Origin of the sequence: Tepidimonas taiwanensis, from assembly GCF_020162115.1 — a bacterium.
GTDB lineage: Bacteria > Pseudomonadota > Gammaproteobacteria > Burkholderiales > Burkholderiaceae_C > Tepidimonas > Tepidimonas taiwanensis.
On record NZ_CP083911.1, the window covers coordinates 2,902,375 to 2,915,587 of the forward strand.

Annotated in this window: 13 protein-coding genes; 4 read left to right on the forward strand and 9 right to left on the reverse strand. The window is 71.5% G+C overall.

The window, feature by feature from the left end; translation table 11 throughout:
* Nucleotides 1–42: 42 nt before the first annotated feature.
* Nucleotides 43–699, forward strand: a complete 657-nt coding sequence (locus tag LCC91_RS13760) for a glutathione S-transferase family protein (protein ID WP_143898227.1) — start codon at nucleotides 43–45, stop codon at nucleotides 697–699.
* On the opposite strand, the gene LCC91_RS13765 is transcribed toward LCC91_RS13760, so the two are convergent.
* From LCC91_RS13765 to LCC91_RS13775, 3 genes are all read right to left on the reverse strand, one after another.
* Nucleotides 678–2,075 carry a sensor histidine kinase N-terminal domain-containing protein gene (locus LCC91_RS13765; RefSeq protein ID WP_052231581.1) on the reverse strand — a complete coding sequence of 466 codons (1,398 nt, stop codon included), beginning with the start codon at nucleotides 2,073–2,075 and terminating at the stop codon, nucleotides 678–680. The two genes, LCC91_RS13760 and LCC91_RS13765, sit on opposite strands and share 22 nt — an antisense overlap.
* Nucleotides 2,076–2,247: 172 nt before the next feature.
* Nucleotides 2,248–2,922, reverse strand: coding sequence for a response regulator (locus LCC91_RS13770; RefSeq protein WP_043701032.1), 675 nt, complete (start codon nucleotides 2,920–2,922; stop codon nucleotides 2,248–2,250).
* Nucleotides 2,923–2,952: 30 nt separating this feature from the next.
* Nucleotides 2,953–3,486, reverse strand: a complete 534-nt coding sequence (locus LCC91_RS13775; RefSeq protein WP_052231576.1) for a MarR family winged helix-turn-helix transcriptional regulator — start codon at nucleotides 3,484–3,486, stop codon at nucleotides 2,953–2,955.
* A gap of 131 nt (nucleotides 3,487–3,617) precedes the next feature.
* On the opposite strand from LCC91_RS13775, the gene recA reads away from it, so the two are divergent.
* From recA to LCC91_RS13790, 3 genes are all read left to right on the forward strand, one after another.
* A complete protein-coding gene (gene recA / locus LCC91_RS13780; protein WP_052231577.1) occupies nucleotides 3,618–4,691 on the forward strand; it encodes a recombinase RecA in 1,074 nt (357 codons plus the stop codon).
* Nucleotides 4,692–4,797: 106 nt separating this feature from the next.
* Nucleotides 4,798–5,301: a recombination regulator RecX gene (gene recX / locus LCC91_RS13785; protein WP_224440962.1), complete on the forward strand. Its 504-nt coding sequence runs from the start codon at nucleotides 4,798–4,800 to the stop codon at nucleotides 5,299–5,301.
* 145 nt (nucleotides 5,302–5,446) lie between these two features.
* A complete protein-coding gene (locus LCC91_RS13790) occupies nucleotides 5,447–7,648 on the forward strand; it encodes a methyl-accepting chemotaxis protein (protein ID WP_185974911.1) in 2,202 nt (733 codons plus the stop codon).
* 76 nt (nucleotides 7,649–7,724) lie between these two features.
* Here LCC91_RS13790 and LCC91_RS13795 read toward each other — a convergent pair whose 3' ends face one another.
* From LCC91_RS13795 to rpmH, 6 genes are read right to left on the reverse strand one after another with little or no spacing between them, the layout of a single operon-like run.
* A complete protein-coding gene (locus LCC91_RS13795; RefSeq protein ID WP_143898229.1) occupies nucleotides 7,725–8,942 on the reverse strand; it encodes a pyridoxal phosphate-dependent aminotransferase in 1,218 nt (405 codons plus the stop codon).
* Nucleotides 8,939–10,390: a tRNA uridine-5-carboxymethylaminomethyl(34) synthesis GTPase MnmE gene (mnmE, locus tag LCC91_RS13800; protein ID WP_143898231.1), complete on the reverse strand. Its 1,452-nt coding sequence runs from the start codon at nucleotides 10,388–10,390 to the stop codon at nucleotides 8,939–8,941. Before mnmE ends, LCC91_RS13795 begins: the two co-directional genes overlap by 4 nt.
* A gap of 9 nt (nucleotides 10,391–10,399) precedes the next feature.
* Nucleotides 10,400–12,121 carry a membrane protein insertase YidC gene (gene yidC / locus LCC91_RS13805; RefSeq protein WP_058615919.1) on the reverse strand — a complete coding sequence of 574 codons (1,722 nt, stop codon included), beginning with the start codon at nucleotides 12,119–12,121 and terminating at the stop codon, nucleotides 10,400–10,402.
* On the reverse strand, nucleotides 12,118–12,444 hold the full coding sequence (gene yidD, locus LCC91_RS13810; protein WP_224440963.1) for a membrane protein insertion efficiency factor YidD: 327 nt from the start codon (nucleotides 12,442–12,444) through the stop codon (nucleotides 12,118–12,120). The genes yidC and yidD overlap by 4 nt, the downstream gene beginning before the upstream one ends.
* Entirely contained in the window at nucleotides 12,441–12,938 is a 498-nt protein-coding gene (locus LCC91_RS13815; RefSeq protein ID WP_224440964.1) for a ribonuclease P protein component, read from the reverse strand. The genes yidD and LCC91_RS13815 overlap by 4 nt, the downstream gene beginning before the upstream one ends.
* A gap of 10 nt (nucleotides 12,939–12,948) precedes the next feature.
* Entirely contained in the window at nucleotides 12,949–13,083 is a 135-nt protein-coding gene (gene rpmH / locus LCC91_RS13820; RefSeq protein WP_027101598.1) for a 50S ribosomal protein L34, read from the reverse strand.
* Nucleotides 13,084–13,213 lie beyond the last annotated feature (130 nt).

Genomic DNA, 13,213 nt, shown 5'->3' on the forward strand with positions numbered 1-13,213 from the left:
CAGACCCTGACCCAGAGGCCGACCCCAAGAGGAGACCGATCGATGAGCCTGAAGCTGTACTACGCCCCCGGGGCGTGTTCGTTCGTGCCGCACGCGGCGCTGGAGCTGGCCGGTGCCGCGTTCGAGCCGGTGCTCATCAAGCTGCACAAGGGCGAGCAGCGCACGCCCGCGTTTCTCGCCCTCAACCCGCGCGGCCAGGTGCCGGTGCTGGTCGACGGCGAGGCGCCGGTCACGCAGATCGTCGCGATCTGCCTGCACCTGGACGCGATGTTCCCGCAGGCGGGGCTGCTGCCGGCGCAGGGCATGGCGCGCACCCGGGCGCTGGAGACGTTGATGTGGATGAACAACACCGTCCACCCGACGTTCACGCACGTCTTCATGCCGGCCAAGTTCACCGATGACCCCGCGGCGCAGGCATCGGTCAAGGCGCACGCGCTGGGGCGCTACCGCGAGCTGCTGCAGGAGCTGGAGGGGCTGGTGGCGGCCCGCCCCGGCGCGTGGCTGGCCGGTGCCCAGCCCGGCGTGCTCGACGCCTATGCGCTGACCCTGCTGCGCTGGGGCGGGTTTGCCGGCATCGACCCGACCACGCTGCCGCAGACGTGGGCGCTGGCGCAGGCGTTTGCGGCGCTGCCGGCGGTGGCGCGCGTGATCGAGCGCGAGCGGCTGCAGCTCAACGTCTACAAGCCCACCGTCGCCTGAAAGCGCACCGACACCCGCAGGCCCCGCGCGTGGGGGCGCTGCGGGTCGGCGTCTTCCATCGCCAGCTGCGCGCCGTGCTGGCGCACGATCTCGTGCACGATGGCCAGGCCCAGCCCCGAGCCGTCGACGTTGGTGCCGAGCGCGCGGTAAAACGGCGCGAGGACGCGCTCGCGTTCGTCGGGCGGGATGCCGGGGCCGTTGTCCTCGACCTGCAGGACCTGTACCCCGCTGAAGGGGTCGGTCAGCACGCGCACCGTCACCACCCCGCCGCGCGGCGTGTAGCGCAGCGCGTTGTCGGCCAGGTTGCGCACGAGTTCCGCCAGCAGCGTCGGGTTGCCCCACAGATGCACCGTCGGCAGCCCCGGCTGCGGCGCCGCCGGCAGCGTCTCGAAGCCGAGGTCGATGCCCTTGTCCAGCGCCAGCGGCACGAGGTCCTCGACCACCTCGCGCGCCACGCGCACCAGGTCGACCGGCTCGCGCGGCAGGGCCCGTCCCGCGGCCTCGGCGCGCGCCAGCGCCAGCAGTTGGTTGACCGTGTGCGCCGCACGGGCGCTGGAGGTGGCGAGCTGCCGCAGCGAGCGCTGCACCTCCTCGCCAACGCCGGGCGGCAGCTGCTGCTGCGCCATCTCCGCCTGCATGCGCAGCCCCGCCAGCGGCGTCTTGAGCTGGTGCGCCGCGTCGGCCAGGAAGCGCTTCTGGTTCGACAGCGTCACCTTCAGGCGTTGCAGCAGGTCGTTGATCGACGCCACCAGCGGCGCGACTTCCTGCGGCACCTGCTCGTCGTCGATGGGGCTGAGGTCGTCCGGGCGCCGCGCGCGGATGCGGCGCTCGAGCTCGCTCAGTGGTCGGATGCCGTGCACCAGCGCCAGCCACACCAGCAGCACCGCCAGCGGCAGGATGATGAACTGCGGCACCATCACGCCCTTGATGATCTCAGTGGCCAGCTTGGAGCGCTTGCCGCGCGTCTCGGCCACCTGCATCAGCACCAGGTGGTCGCGCGCCGGGCCGCGCGCCAGCCACGTGTACGCCACGCGCACGTCCTCGTCGCGGATCACATCGTCGCGCAGCCGGATATCGCCGGGCTGGGGCGCGACGTCCTCCGGCGGGCGCGGGAACGCCGGGTCGCCGCTGACCAGACGGCCGTCACGGTCGACGACCTGGTAGAACACGAGGTCCGTGTCGTCCGCGCGCAGCAGGTCGCGCGCCTGGGGTGTGAGCGCGAACATCGCGCGCCCGTCCTCGATGGTGACGAACTGCGTCAGCGCCTGCAGGTTGAACTCCAGCGCGCGGTCGTACGGGCGGTTCGCGATCCCCTGCGCGACGAACCACGTCAGCCCCAGCGACAGCGGCCACAGCAGCAGCAGCGGTGTGAGCATCCAGTCCAGGATCTCGCCGAAGAGGCTGTGCTGTTCGCGCCGGAAGAGCTGGCGCCACCCGCGTCCGGCGCGCGACGCGGGGTCGGCGCTGGCGGGTTCCTCTGCCCCGGTGGCCCCGTGGACGCCATCGGTCCCAGTGATGCCGTCGCCCACCGAGAAGGGGGGCGCCCCGTCAGCCCGGGATCTTTTCAAGGCAGTACCCCAGCCCGCGCACGGTGGCGATGCGGATTGGCCCCCGCTCGATCTTCTTGCGCAGGCGGTGGATGTACACCTCGATCGCGTTGGTGCTGACCTCGTCGCCCCATTCGCACAGGCGCTCGACGAGCTGCTCCTTGCTCACCAGCCGGCCGGCACGCTGCAGCAGCACCTCCAGCAGGCTCAGCTCGCGCGCGGAGAGCTCGACCATCTTGCCGTCGATCGTCGCCACCCGGCCCGCCTGGTCGTACACCAGCGGCCCGTGCTGGATCACACTGGAGGCCGCCCCGTTGCCGCGGCGCACCAGCGCGCGCACACGCGCCTCCAGCTCGGCCAGCGCGAACGGCTTGGCCATGTAATCGTCGGCGCCGAGGTCCAGGCCGCGCACGCGGTCCTCGACGCTGTCGGCGGCGGTCAGGATCAGCACCGGCAGGCGCGAGCCGCGTGCCCGCAGGCGCCGCAGCACCTCCAGGCCGCCGAGCTTGGGCAGCCCCAGGTCCAGGATCAGCAGGTCGAAGCCGTCGTGCATGAGCAGCGCGGCGTCAGCGTCTTCGCCGGTGGCCACGTGATCCACCGCCGCGCCCGCTGCGCGCAGCGTGCGCAACAGCCCGTCGGCCAGCACCTGGTCGTCTTCGGCGATGAGGATGCGCATGGCAGGTCTCCCGGGGAGGGCAGCGCGGCGCTAGCGCTCGCACTGCGTGGCATTGTAGGGCGCGGCGCCCGGCGCGCCATCGCCCTCGGCGTAGGCTTCCAGGCCCAACGCTACCACCGCCGCCACCGCATCGCCGACGGCGGCGCGGAACTCGCGTTCGGCCTGTTCGACCGCCTGCTGGAAGGCGCGCAGCCAGTCGCGCCCGGTGGGCGTGAACACGATGCGCCGCGCCCGCGCGTCATGCGGGTCCGGCTCGCGCCGCACCAGCCCCCAAGCGACGCACTGGTCCACGAGGTCGCCCATCGCCTGCTTGCTCATGCCGGCGCTGGCCGCGAGTTCCGTCAGCCGGGCGCCGCACAGCGGCAGGTGGCGCGTGATGTGCACGATCGCCGCGCCCACCCGGTCGCGTGCCGCCAGGTTTGACAGCGCCAGCGGGGCCTGCGGCGAGTGCGCCATCAGCCACAACACGCGCTCATCGAACCGGCGCAGCGCAAGCCCCATCAGGCGGCCCAGGTGGGTGAGCCGCCAGCGTTCGTCGGCGCGGAAAGCCGGCAGGGACGTCATGGGCTAATGGTAAGGTAAACTGACCAAAAAATTGGAAAAATCTCCCCAATAGCCCATTACACTGCGTCCCGTGCCCGCGCCGTGGACGCGCCGGCGCCCCGATCGATAACCCCACCGGAGGACTTGTCACCATGAACACCGCGACCCGCACCCCCGACCCCGACAAGGCCAAGGCGCTGCAGGCGGCGCTGGCGCAGATCGAAAAGCAGTTCGGCAAGGGCACGATCATGCGCCTGGCCGAAGGCGAGAAGGTGGAGGACATCCAGGTCGTCTCCACCGGGTCGCTCGGGCTCGATCTGGCGCTGGGCGTGGGCGGCCTGCCCCGTGGCCGCGTGATCGAGATCTACGGCCCCGAGTCGTCGGGCAAGACGACGCTGACGCTGCAGGTCATCGCCCAGATGCAAAAGCAGGGCGGCATCTGCGCTTTCGTCGACGCGGAGCACGCGCTGGACGTGCAGTACGCGCAAAAGCTCGGCGTCGATCTGTCCAACCTGCTGATCAGCCAGCCCGACACCGGCGAGCAGGCGCTGGAAATCGTCGACAGCCTGGTGCGCTCCGGCGCGGTGGACCTGATCGTCGTCGACTCGGTCGCGGCGCTCACACCCAAGGCCGAAATCGAGGGCGACATGGGCGACAGCCTGCCCGGCTTGCAGGCGCGGTTGATGAGCCAGGCGCTGCGCAAGCTCACGGCGACGATCAAAAAGACCAACTGCATGGTCATCTTCATCAACCAGATCCGCATGAAGATCGGCGTGATGTTCGGCAGCCCCGAGACCACCACCGGCGGCAACGCGCTCAAGTTCTACGCGTCGGTGCGTATCGACATCCGCCGCACCGGCTCCATCAAGCGCGGCGAGGAAGTCATCGGCAGCGAGACCAAGGTCAAGGTCGTCAAGAACAAGGTCGCCCCGCCGTTCAAGACCGCCGACTTCGACATCCTCTACGGCGAAGGCATCAGCCGCGAGGGCGAAATCGTCGACCTGGGCGTGCAGCACAAGGTGATCGAGAAGTCCGGCGCGTGGTACGCCTACAACGGCGAGAAGATCGGCCAGGGCCGCGAGAACGCGCGTGAGTTCCTGAAGGAAAACCCGGATCTGGCGCGCGAAATCGAAAACAAGATCCGCGCCGTCGTCGGCGTGGCGGCGCTGCCCAGCGTGGACCCGGACGAGGTGATGGACGCCGATGCGGCGCTCGATGACGTCTGAAATGGTGCGGCCGCCGGACGCCGGATCGGCGTCAGCCGGGGGTGAACGCCCCACCGGGGCCTCGACGGGGAAGGGGCGGCGGGCGTGGCCGCGGAGTCGTTCGCCCGTGGGGGTGGCTTCCGGGGCGACGGCCGCAGAGGCGAGCGACGGGCCGAGCCTGATGGCACGCGCGCTGCGGGCGCTGGCGCGGCGCGAGCACACGCGCGCCGAGTTGGCGCGGCGGCTGGCCCCGCACGCCAGCGACCCGGAAGCCTTGGCGGCGGTGCTCGACGCCTGTGCCACGCGCGGCTGGCTCGACGAGCAGCGCGCCGCCGAGGCGCACGTGCGCCGCCGCGGTGAGGCGATGGGCAGCGCCCGGCTGCGCGCCGAGCTGCGCGAGCGCGGGGTGAGCGGCGAGGCGCTGGACGCCGCGCTGCAGCCGCTGGCCGCGACCGAGGCCGAGCGCGCCCGCGCGTTGTGGGCGCGGCGCTTCGGCACCGCCCCGCGCGACGCCGCCGAGCGCGCGCGGCAGATGCGGTTTCTCGCCGCGCGCGGTTTTGCCGCCGACGTCGTGCGTCGCACCGTGCCGCCGGTGTCGCCCGGCGGCGACGCCACCGAAGCCACGGACTGATCCGGCCGTGCCACGCCGCCACCGGCGGCGCTATGATGCGGGCCACGAGCGGACCCCGTGCCCCTTCGGGCCCCGCGGGAGGGGCTATGAGGGCGTGAACGGGCAGCTTCTGTAGCGCCCGGCGGCTCGGTCCTGGAGACTGTCCATGCGCGTCAACCTGCCCGTCACGCAAAAGGCCTACGACTTTCCGGCCGACCAGACCCTGATTTCGGTCACCGACGTCAAGGGCCGCATCACCTACGCCAACAACAATTTCGTCGCGGTCAGCGGCTACACGCGCGAGGAGCTGCTCGGGCAGCCACACAACATCATCCGCCACCCGGACATGCCGCAGGAAGCGTATCGCGACATGTGGCAGACCATCTTGCACGATGGGCGTCCGTGGACGGCGCTGGTGAAAAACCGGCGCAAAAACGGCGATCACTACTGGGTACGCGCCAACGCCACACCGGTGCGTGAGGGCGAGCAGATCGTCGGGTTTTTGTCGGTGCGCACCAAGCCCACAGCCGAAGAGATCGCCGCGGCCGAGGCGCTCTACGCCCGTATGCGCGCCGAGGAGGAGGCCGGGCGCAAACTCACCTACCGGTTGCAAAACGGCGAGGTGGTGCGCAACGCGTGGTGGGCGGCGCTGGCGCGCCGGTTCACGCCAGGTCTGGCCGGGCGGGTCATCGGGGGAACGGTGCTTGCCGGGGCCGCGCCGCTGCTGACCGCCGCGTGGGCTGACGCGGCCGGCTGGAGTGCCGCGGCGGCGTGGTGGGCGGCCGCCGGGGTGGCGGTGTTGATCGTCGCGATCGTGGCGGCGTTTGCGTACCGCGATATCGTGCGGCCGATCCGGCGCATCGTGCGCCAGGCCGAGCACCTGGCCTCCGGCGACCTGGTCGAGCCCATCGTCGTCGACACGCATGGCACGCTCAAGCGCATCCAGTTGTCGCTGCAGCAGGTCGAGGTCGGCGTGCGCACGGTGGTGCGCGACATCCGCCACGAGGTCGGCAACCTGCGCGGCGGCACGCAGGAGATCGCTGCCGGCAACCAGGACCTCTCGCACCGCACGGAGACGGCAGCATCCAACCTGGAGCGCACCGCGGCGTCGATGGAGGAAATCCACGGCACGACGCAGGAAACCGCGCGCCTGACCAACGAAGGCGTGGCGCTGGTGCAGGAGACCCAGGCCAAAGCCGAGCAGGCCAGCACCGCCGTCACCGGCATGGCCAGCACGATGCGCGAGATCACCGATTCGTCGCAGCGCATCACCGACATCATCCAGGTCATCGAGGGCGTGGCGTTCCAGACCAACATCCTCGCGCTCAACGCCGCGGTGGAGGCGGCGCGCGCCGGCGAGGCCGGGCGCGGCTTCGCGGTCGTCGCCGGCGAGGTGCGCGCGCTCGCCCAGCGTACCGGCGAGGCCGCCAAGCAGATCCGCCAGCTCATCACCGAGTCGCGCGAGCGCGTGCTCGCGGGGGATGCCCGCGCCGCCGAGGCCGCCGCGCACATGCAGCAGGTGCGCGAGGCCGTCGAGCGCGTCGCGCAGGTGCTGCAGGACATCCGCCACTCCGCCGACGAGCAGTCGCGCGGGGTCGCGCAGATCGCCGAGGCGCTGGCCAACCTCGATTCCGTCACGCAGCAAAACGCCGCAATGGTGGAGGAGCTCGCGGCAGCGGCGATCTCGTTGGACGAGCAGGTGCAGGTCGTGCACGGCACGATCCGGGTCTTCCGCCTCAAGCCCGACGACAAGCTGTTGGTCAAGGAAGACGCCGTTCGCCTGCGCGAGGTCAACGCCGCCAAGAGCGACCCGAACCAGCTCGACTTCGACAGCGCGATCAAGGCCCACCAGCAGTGGCGCATCAAGCTGCGCAACGCGATCCTCAAGGGCGAAAAGCTCGACGTCGCTACCATCCGCCGCGACGACTGCTGCGCGGTGGGCAAGTGGATCTATGGCGAAGGCGGGCGCCGCTACGGCAATCTGCCGCTCTTTTCCACGCTCGTCGAGCAGCACAAGACCTTCCACCTCGAGACGGGTCGCGTGGCCGAACTCATCAATGCCGGCAAGAAGGAGGAAGCCGACCGGCTGCTGCAGGGCGAGTCGGCCTTCATCCGCGCTGGCCGCGCGGTGGTCGACACGCTGCAAAAACTCAAGCAGGCGGTGCAGGGGGTGGTGAAGTCGGCCGCCATTCAGGCGCAGCGCGCCGCCCCGGCCGCGCGGCTCGCGGCCCCGGCGTCCGTGACGGCGGCGTCGTCTCACGCATCGCGCCCGGCGGCCCAGGCGGCGGCACCGGGCACTCCCAAAGCCGCGACCACGCCCGCCGCGGCACCCGCCACGACCGCGGAAGACGAGTGGGAAACCTTCTGACGGGCGCCCGGGCTGCGTGAGCCGGTTCGAAGCGTCCGCGTGAGGATACGGGGGCGCACGTGCCGGCGCTGCGGGCTCAGCCGAGCCAGCGCCGCAGCCGCTCGACCGCTTCGTCCAGGTCGGCGCGCGCGGCCGCCAGCGAAAAGCGCACGAAGCGTCCGCCGTCGGCCGTGCCGAAGTCGGCGCTGGGCGTGGCGACGATGTGGGTGTGGCGCAGCATCGCGCGCACGAAACCCTGGCTGTCGGTCACGCCCGCGCGTGCGAACAGCGCGCTGGCGTCCGCCCAGACGTAAAACGCCCCGTCCGGCTCCACCGGGATGCCGAATCCCAGCGCGCGCAGCGCCGGGACGAACGCGTCGCGCCGCGCCGCATAGTCCGCTCGGCGGCGCTCGGCCTCCGCCAGCGTTTCCGCCTCGAAGCACGCCAGCGCCGCCCACTGCGCGACGGTGCTGGCGCAGATCGTGTGGTTTTGCGCCAGCCGCTCCACCGCCGGCACCAGCGCTTCGGGCAGCACCAGCCAGCCCAGCCGCCAGCCGGTCATGCCAAAGGTTTTGGAGAAGCTGTTGACGCTGACGATGTCGTCCCCCGAAGCGAGCGCCGTCTGGCCGTAGTGCGCGTCGAACGACAGCCCCAGATAGATTTCATCGACGACGAGCGCGCCGCCGCGGTGCCGCACCGCGTCGCGGATCGCGCGCAGCGTCTGCGGGTCGATCGAGGTGCCGGTCGGGTTGGCGGGCGAGGCCAGCATCACCCCGCGCGTGCGCGGCCCCCACGCAGCGGCGATTTGCGCGGCGGTGGGCTGGTAGCGTGTTGCCGGCGTCGTCGCCAACAGCGTCGGGGTCACGCCGAGGCTGGCCAGGATTTGGCGGTTGCAGGGGTAGCACGGGTCGGGCAGCAGCACCTCGTCGCCCGCATCGAAAAGCGCGAGCACCGCGAGTTGCAGCGCGCCGGACGCACCGGCGGTGATCGCGATGCGCCGCGCCGGCACGTCCACCCCGTGGTGCGTCCGGTACCACGCGGCCAGGCGCTCGCGCAGCGCGTCCAGCCCCAGCGCGGCGGTGTAGGCCGTGCGGCCGTCACGGATCGCCTGCTCGGCCGCGGCGCGCACGGCGGCCGGTGCGCCGAAGTCGGGTTCGCCGATATTCAGGTACAGCAGCCGCGGGGCACCGTCGGGCAGCGTCCGGGCGTAAGCCGCGGCCTCCTGCGCCACCTGCATCACGAGAAACGGGGCCACCGCCTGCGCGCGGGCACTGGCGCGGGGACTGACGGAGACGGTCGGTTCGGGCGCGTTCATTTGCCGATACAAAAGCGCGAAAAAATCACCCCCAGCAGGTCGTCGGCACCGAAGGCGCCGGTGATCGTGCCCAGGGCTTCGTGGGCCAGGCGCAGTTCCTCCGCCAGCAGCTCCAGCGCCGGCGCGGGGCTGGCCAGCTGCGCCTGCGCCGCCGTCAGGTGCGCGCGCACGCGGTGCAGCGCCTGCACGTGGCGTTGGCGCGCGCTGAACAGGCCTTCCGGCGTCGCGCCGGTCCAGCCCACCGCCTGCAGCAGGCGCTGGCGCAGCGCCTCCAGCCCGGCACCGGTGCGGGCCGACAGGCGGATGCCGTTGCGATCGTGGCCCCCCGCGTCGGGTGAGCCCTCGCTATCACTGCTCGCGTCGCCGACCGCATCGGCCTTGTTCCAGACGTCGATCACCGGCACGCGCGCGGCCAGCCGCGCCGCCAGCTGCGCGCGGATCGCGGCGTCGGCGCTGGCGTAATGGGGGTCGTGCGCGCGCGAGAGGTCGTGCACGAACAGCACCGCGTCGGCCGACTCGATGCGCTGCCATGCGCGCGCGATGCCGATGCGCTCGACCTCGTCGACGCCGTCGCCGTCGCGCAGGCCGGCGGTGTCGATCACGTGCAGCGGCACGCCGTGGATCTGGATGGACTGCTGCACCACGTCGCGCGTGGTGCCGGCAATCGGGGTGACGATCGCGACCTCCGCCTGCGCCAGCGCGTTGAGCAGCGAGCTTTTGCCCGCGTTGGGCTGCCCCGCGATGACCACGTGCATCCCCTCGCGCAGCAGCGCCCCCTGGCGCGTGCGGGCCAGCACGTCATCGAGCCGCGCCTGCAGCCGCGCCAGTTGCCCGGCGGCGTCGGCCTCGCGCAGAAAGTCGATGTCCTCTTCGGGGAAGTCCAGCGTCGCCTCCACCAGCATGCGCAGCTGGACAAGATCGTCGCGCAGCGCCTCGACCGCCTGCGAGAACGCGCCGCTGAGCGAGCGCGCCGCGCTGCGCGCCGCGGCTTCGGTGCTGGCGTCGATCAGGTCGGCCACCGCCTCGGCCTGCGCGAGGTCGAGCTTGCCGTTCAGAAACGCGCGCTCGGTGAACTCGCCCGGCTGTGCGAGGCGCAGCCCGGGCACGCGCGGCCGCCCGGTCGCGGGGTCGGTCTCGGCCGCGGCGTCCAGGCAGCGCTGCAGCAGCAGTTGCAGCAGCACCGGGCCGCCGTGCGCCTGCAGCTCCAGCACGTCCTCGCCGGTGTAAGAGTGTGGCGCCGGAAACCACAGCGCGATGCCGTGGTCGAGCGCGCTGCCGTCGGCCGCGAGAAACGGGCCGTAGTGTGCATGACGGGGGCGCAGTGGCCGCCCGAACAATGGGCCGTGCAGCGCAGCCAGCCCCCGCCCCGACAGCCGCACGATCCCCACCGCCCCGCGCCCCGGCGCGGTGGCGATCGCGGCGATCGGCTCGTCATGCCGGGGCAGCATGGCCGGCGGTCACTTGAACTTGGGCAGGTTGATCTTCAGCGGCACGCCCATCGAGTGGTTGATGTACGCCTGCTGCGCGATCGTGAGCACGTTGTTGGTGATCCAGTACAGCACCAGACCGGCGGGGAAGAAGAAGAACATCACGCTGAAGATGAGCGGCATCAGCCACATCATCTTGGCCTGCAGCGGGTCTGGCGGCAGTGGGTTCAGCGCGGTCTGCACCAGCGTCGTCAGCGTCATCACCAGCGGCAGCACGTAGTACGGGTCCGGCGACGACAGGTCGACGATCCAGCCCACCCACGGCGCGTTGCGCATCTCCACGCTGGCCAGCAGCACCCAGTACAGCGCGATGAACACCGGGATCTGGATCAGGATCGGCAGGCAGCCGCCCAGCGGGTTGACTTTTTCTTCGCGGTACAGCCGCAGCATCTCTTGCTGCAACAGCTGCGGCTTGTCCTTGAGGCGCTCGCGCATTTCCATGATGCGCGGGTTGATGGCCTTCATCTTGGCCATGCTGCGGTAAGCGCTGGCGTTGAGCCAGTAAAACGCCGCCTTGATCAGCACCACCAGCAGCACGATCGCCCAGCCCCAGTTGCCCACGAGGCCGTGGATCTTTTCCAGCAGCCAGTACAGTGGCTTGGCCAGGATCGTCAGCCACCCGTAGTCCTTGACCAGCTCCAGTCCCGGCGCGAGCGTCTCCAGCACTTTTTCTTCCTGTGGGCCGACGTAGAGCTGCGCGCCAAACGTCTGCTCCTGCCCCGGCGCGACGGTGAGCGCCGGGCCGATTTGCCCGACGGCGTAGACGTCGCCCACCTTGCGCACGAAGTTCTCGCGCTCCACCCCCGCGGGCAGCAGCCACGCGCTGAAGAAATAGTGCTGCACCATCGCGACGTAGCCGTCGCTGGCCTGGCGCTGGATGTCGACCTTGCCCTTGTCGATATTGGCGAACTCGACCTTCTGGTACTTGGCCGCGTCGCTGTACACCGCCGGGCCGGTGAAGGTCGTGTAGAAGGGCGTCTCGCTCTCCGCCTTGCGGCCGTCGCGCACGAGCTGCTGGTACACGCGGGCGGTCACGGGCTCGGTGCCGACGTTGCGCAGCGTGTGCTGCACGTCGATCGCATAGCGTCCGCGCTGCAGCGTGTAGGTCTTGCCGAGCACGAGGCCGCCCACCGGTTCGGACTCGAAGCGCAGCACGAGCCGGTCCTGCCCGTCGGCCAGCGCAATCGGTGCCCCGCCGGCGGGTTCGACGAGCCGCATCGGTGTCTTGTGCGTCGGCGCGGCCGCCGGGCCGATGACGCCGGTTTGCGCGACGTAGGTGCGGCCGCCTTCGGTGGTAAGCAGCGTCAGCGGCGTGAATGAGCGCTGCAGCGCCTTGCCAGTTTCCGTGGCGTGCTGCAGCAGGCGCGCGCCCACCAGCGCGCCGCCCTCGCTGTCGAAGGTCAGCTCGAACACGTCCGTGCGCACCGTGTGGCGCTCGCGCGGAATCGCGCTCGCGGGCGGGGTCGCCGTTGCGTCCGCCGCGTCAGCGGCCGCGCTGCCTGTGGGAACGGTCGGCGTCGGCACGGCGGGGTCTGCGGGGGCACCCGTCGCGGCGGCCGGCGCGGTGGCGGCCGGCTGGCTGCCGGGGAAGAAGGTCGCGGGCCTGCCGTTATAGATCTGCCAGCGGTCCCACAGCAGAATCATCGAAAAACCAAAGATCACCCACAGGATGGATCGGCGGATGTCGCTCATGTCGGGGGGGTGTCGCGTAGAAAGGAAAACAGGCGGGGACGGTGGTCCGGCACCGGATCGTGACCGCCCGCGCACCACGGGTGACAGCGCACGAGGCGCCGCAGCGTGAGATAGGTACCGGCCGCCGCGCCGTGGCGCTGCAGCGCCTCCAGCGCGTAGGCGGAGCACGTGGGGGTGTAGCGGCACGCCGACCCCACCCAGGGGCTCAGCAGCAGCCGGTAACCCTGCACCAGCGTCACGAGCAGCCGCTGCGGCGCGTGCGCGAGCGCGCGGCCAACGCGGTTGACCGCGGAGGTGACGGGGCGGCGGGTGGCGGCCGTCATGGCGTGGCCGGCTCGGGGGCCGGGGGCGGCGCGGGGGCGGGGGACAGCGGCGCCGCCGCCAACCGCTGGCGCAACCGGGGGCCGAGCAGCTGCTGCAGCTCCGCGCGCACGGCCCGGCGCAGCGCCACCGACGTGGCGCTGGGAAACTCGCTGGGCGCAAACGCGCGCTTGAGCCGCACGACCCAGGCGCCCGGGGGCAGCGGGTGCTCGCGCTCGACCGCGTAAATCTGGCGTTTGAGGGTGCTGCGCGTCACGGCGCGGCGTGCCCAGCGCTTGGGCAGCACCGCGCCCAGCCAGGCCCCCTCGCCCGGGAACAGCGGCGCGCCGCGCCGGCCCCGCCACGGCGCCGTGGCGACGCCGTGCAGCGCGAAATGCGCGGTGTGCGCCAGGGCGGGGCTGGACAGCACGGCCTGGAACTGCGCCCGCTGGCGCAGGCGTCGGGTCGGGTGAGCGGGCGTCGCACGCAGCGGGGTGGCAACGCTCGACCCGGACACCGGGCGATCCTCAGACGGCCAGACGCTTGCGGCCCTTGGCGCGGCGGGCGTTGATCACGGCACGGCCGCCGCGGGTCTTCATGCGGACCAGAAAACCGTGGGTGCGCGCACGACGGACTTTCGACGGTTGATAGGTGCGTTTCATGGCGTAAGCCTCGTTGTCGGTGTCAAGAAAACCCGCAATTATCGCAAAAAAGCCGGGCGGATGGCGCAACGACGCGCGGCCTGAGCGCGGGATCGCGTGGCCGTGGCCGTGTCAAGCGGGCCAACCCGCA

What these genes read in the sequence shown, in the direction of transcription:
- LCC91_RS13760 (WP_143898227.1), top strand. Translation starts at nt 43, where the DNA reads ATGAGCCTGAAGCTGTACTACGCCCCCGGGGCGTGTTCGTTCGTGCCG.
- LCC91_RS13765 (WP_052231581.1), bottom strand. Translation starts at nt 2,075, where the DNA reads ATGCTCACACCGCTGCTGCTGCTGTGGCCGCTGTCGCTGGGGCTGACG.
- LCC91_RS13770 (WP_043701032.1), bottom strand. Translation starts at nt 2,922, where the DNA reads ATGCGCATCCTCATCGCCGAAGACGACCAGGTGCTGGCCGACGGGCTG.
- LCC91_RS13775 (WP_052231576.1), bottom strand. Translation starts at nt 3,486, where the DNA reads ATGACGTCCCTGCCGGCTTTCCGCGCCGACGAACGCTGGCGGCTCACC.
- recA (WP_052231577.1), top strand. Translation starts at nt 3,618, where the DNA reads ATGAACACCGCGACCCGCACCCCCGACCCCGACAAGGCCAAGGCGCTG.
- LCC91_RS13790 (WP_185974911.1), top strand. Translation starts at nt 5,447, where the DNA reads ATGCGCGTCAACCTGCCCGTCACGCAAAAGGCCTACGACTTTCCGGCC.
- LCC91_RS13795 (WP_143898229.1), bottom strand. Translation starts at nt 8,942, where the DNA reads ATGAACGCGCCCGAACCGACCGTCTCCGTCAGTCCCCGCGCCAGTGCC.
- mnmE (WP_143898231.1), bottom strand. Translation starts at nt 10,390, where the DNA reads ATGCTGCCCCGGCATGACGAGCCGATCGCCGCGATCGCCACCGCGCCG.
- yidC (WP_058615919.1), bottom strand. Translation starts at nt 12,121, where the DNA reads ATGAGCGACATCCGCCGATCCATCCTGTGGGTGATCTTTGGTTTTTCG.
- yidD (WP_224440963.1), bottom strand. Translation starts at nt 12,444, where the DNA reads ATGACGGCCGCCACCCGCCGCCCCGTCACCTCCGCGGTCAACCGCGTT.
- rpmH (WP_027101598.1), bottom strand. Translation starts at nt 13,083, where the DNA reads ATGAAACGCACCTATCAACCGTCGAAAGTCCGTCGTGCGCGCACCCAC.